Here is a 2,724-nt window from a genome sequence, read left to right as displayed (position 1 = left end):
GGCATTATAGATAAAATCGCTATCACTTTAGACAACAAATGGCTGCTGGTAACATTCAAATTTCCGTATCGTACTGCCCTGCAAGAAAGAGCCCAAACGCTTACAGAAAAGGATCTGGACATTGAATTTGACAAACATACAGAATCCAAGACAGATCAGCAAAGAAAGTACTATTGGGCGCTTGTAAAAGAGTTGAGAAAGAAGCTACGGAACGGCATAACAGAGGATGAGATACACAGAAACATTTTAAGAAGGGATGGTATTTCTGAGTGGCTTGCTCTTCCTCCAGACAAAATGTATGTTGCCAAAGAGTATTACAAAATTGTTGATGATATGGGGCCTACAGTATTAACAACACCGAGTGGAAAAGAAATTGAAGCCCGTCAGCTTAGATGCTGGAAAGGCCTGAGGCATTATACAGTAGATGAGGCGTGTCTGTTAATTGACAGCCTGGTTGATGAATGTAGGGAGCAAGGTATTCCCACAGATACGCCAGATGAAATAAAACGCATGAAAGAGCAGTGGGGTGTGAATATTGGCTAAGAGACTATGGAGCATCTTCACAAATGACATGGATCACTGCATGTATACAAAGCAGTACGGAGTAGAACGACACCACGTATTCAGCCATACGTCAAATGAAAAAAAGAAATGTGAGAAGTATGGATTTGTGGCTCCACTCCGGCCTGATCTGCATCCAAATGGCACTCGTAGAGGCAAAGATGCCGATGCAGTAGATCAAGATCTGAGAGACAGATGCCGTAAGTACTACATAGAGCACTACGGCACGGAAGAAGACTTCCGAAGAGAATTTTTTTACACAAGTTAGCACGGGAAACCATGCTATATAGTAACCCGTTCATGTCGGCTTACGGGTACGTCACGGTAAAATCGTAAGCCATTTCATTACTTCCCGGCGTGCTGCCGGGAGGGGAAAGGAGGGCGGATGGCAGAGCAGTTACCAGGGCAGATGTCGTTAAACGATTTCATTCCTGCTCCAGAGCCACAGAAAGAAAAATTTGACATATTAAACTATATACCGGTTGGAAGTAAAAACGCGGTAAAGCGTAAACGGCTATGTTTTTTAACCGGATTAATAGACAGAAAGATGAGAAACCTCCTGCACGAGGCAGGGAAGAAAATACCGATCATAAATCTGCAGAACGGAAAAGGTTATTTTATTCCTGACATGAATACTGACACTGACAGGCGGATGCTTATCCGTTGGGTAAAGCAGGAGGAAAGCAGAATAAGAGAGCGCCAGCTTTGCGTGGACTGTGCCATAAGGACATTAAATAATTGCTGCACAGATTGGAGGAACGAGGAATATGGCAGAAAGACGGATGTTCTCGAAGACGATAGTGGATTCAGATGCGTTTCTTGATATGCCTCTGTCTACACAGGCCCTATATTTCCACCTATCCATGCGCGCCGATGATGACGGATTTTTAAACAACGCAAAAAAGATACAGCGTGTTGTCGGTGCCTCAGAAGATGATTTAAAACTGCTGATTATGAAAAGATTTGTAATCGAATTCGAGGAAGGGATCATCGTTATAAAGCACTGGAGAATGAACAATTATCTGCGTAAAGACAGATACACGCCGACTGTTTACCAAGACGAATTATCTATGCTGGATGTCAAAGAAAATGGTGCTTATACGTTAATGGCAACCGCTGGTATACCGGATGGCAACCAATGTGAAACCCAGGTAAGGTTAGGTAAGGATAGTATAGGTAAGGTAAGTATAGATACTACTTGTCCAGAGCCGGAACCGGCTCCAGACCGGAAACAAGTGATATCGCTAACGCTGAATGATAAATCTGAATTTTGGATTTATGGTGATCAGGTTGAGCAGTGGTCAGAATTGTTCCCGGCAGTTGATGTAATGCAGGAGTTACGAAAAATGAAATCCTGGCTCGACAGCAATCCCAGTAGGCGAAAGACCAAGAAAGGAATTCTTAGGTTCGTGAACAGTTGGCTGTCTAAGGAGCAGGACAAAGGCCGAGTTCAGACAAACAAGGCTCCTGTAAGTAAGAATCTCAATAATTTTGAGCGTAGACAATACAACATGGACAGCCTGGAGGAACAGCTTCTCAGCAGATAGGAGGGAAGAAAATCAAAATATGAACCAAGTGAAGATCGAGAGAGTGAAAATAGATTATAAAAAGCTCTGTGAAGAGTTAAAAAAGCAGGGCAAGACCAGGGGGGAGTTTTCCCTGGAAATGACAAAAGACAAAGGGTTTGTCGGCAGGATGGAGAAAAACCCAGATCAGCCAAAGGCGATAGAGCAGTTTATGTGTGTGCTTCTTGGACTTGAAGAAGGGAGTCTAATCGCCGCGGATCCAGCACCAGAGCTGACAGATGTTGCTGTATTAACAAATATACATAAGCAGATCATTGCAGAGATGAAGATGCTGGAAGAAGCAGCAGAAAATATCGAAAAGATATGGAATAAGGTGCATGCCAATACAATCCAGCTTGAACGGATCAAAGAGTGCGTAAAAGGATTCGAGAAAAGCGGATACGAAAAGGCCATAGAATTTTTAAAAAATGCTCTTTCAGACGGCAAGGCGAACAGCGAAGAGATTATGATGCGGAGTGATGCTGCAGGAATCAAACGGGCCGATCTGATGAAAGCAAAGCGGGATATCGGTGTGGATTCTTCCACAACCGGCTATGGCAAGAACCAGAAAACATGGTGGTTTTTATCAAATTAGGAG

General features: G+C 43.4%; 4 protein-coding genes and 1 pseudogene. All 5 read left to right on the top strand.

Features of this window, described 5'->3' with window-relative positions; translation table 11 throughout:
- Positions 1-543: pseudogene (locus ARB69_RS25415) on the top strand (hypothetical protein); the annotation flags it as partial.
- Positions 536-829, top strand: a complete 294-nt coding sequence (locus ARB69_RS25410; protein WP_070102577.1) for a phosphoenolpyruvate carboxykinase — start codon at positions 536-538, stop codon at positions 827-829. The pseudogene ARB69_RS25415 and the gene ARB69_RS25410, both read left to right, overlap by 8 nt.
- A 117-nt stretch (positions 830-946) precedes the next feature.
- Positions 947-1,384, top strand: a complete 438-nt coding sequence (locus ARB69_RS25405; protein ID WP_055155397.1) for a hypothetical protein — start codon at positions 947-949, stop codon at positions 1,382-1,384.
- Positions 1,329-2,108 (top strand): replisome organizer, encoded by a 780-nt coding sequence (locus ARB69_RS27865; protein ID WP_242857671.1) that lies wholly within the window; start codon positions 1,329-1,331, stop codon positions 2,106-2,108. The genes ARB69_RS25405 and ARB69_RS27865 overlap by 56 nt, the downstream gene beginning before the upstream one ends.
- Before the next feature lie 19 nt (positions 2,109-2,127).
- On the top strand, positions 2,128-2,721 hold the full coding sequence (locus tag ARB69_RS25395; RefSeq protein ID WP_242857670.1) for a hypothetical protein: 594 nt from the start codon (positions 2,128-2,130) through the stop codon (positions 2,719-2,721).
- Positions 2,722-2,724 lie beyond the last annotated feature (3 nt).

Origin of the sequence: Faecalicatena contorta, assembly GCF_001404335.1 — a bacterium.
Lineage (GTDB): Bacteria > Bacillota > Clostridia > Lachnospirales > Lachnospiraceae > Faecalicatena > Faecalicatena contortus_B.
This window is presented reverse-complemented; position numbering and strand designations above follow the sequence as displayed.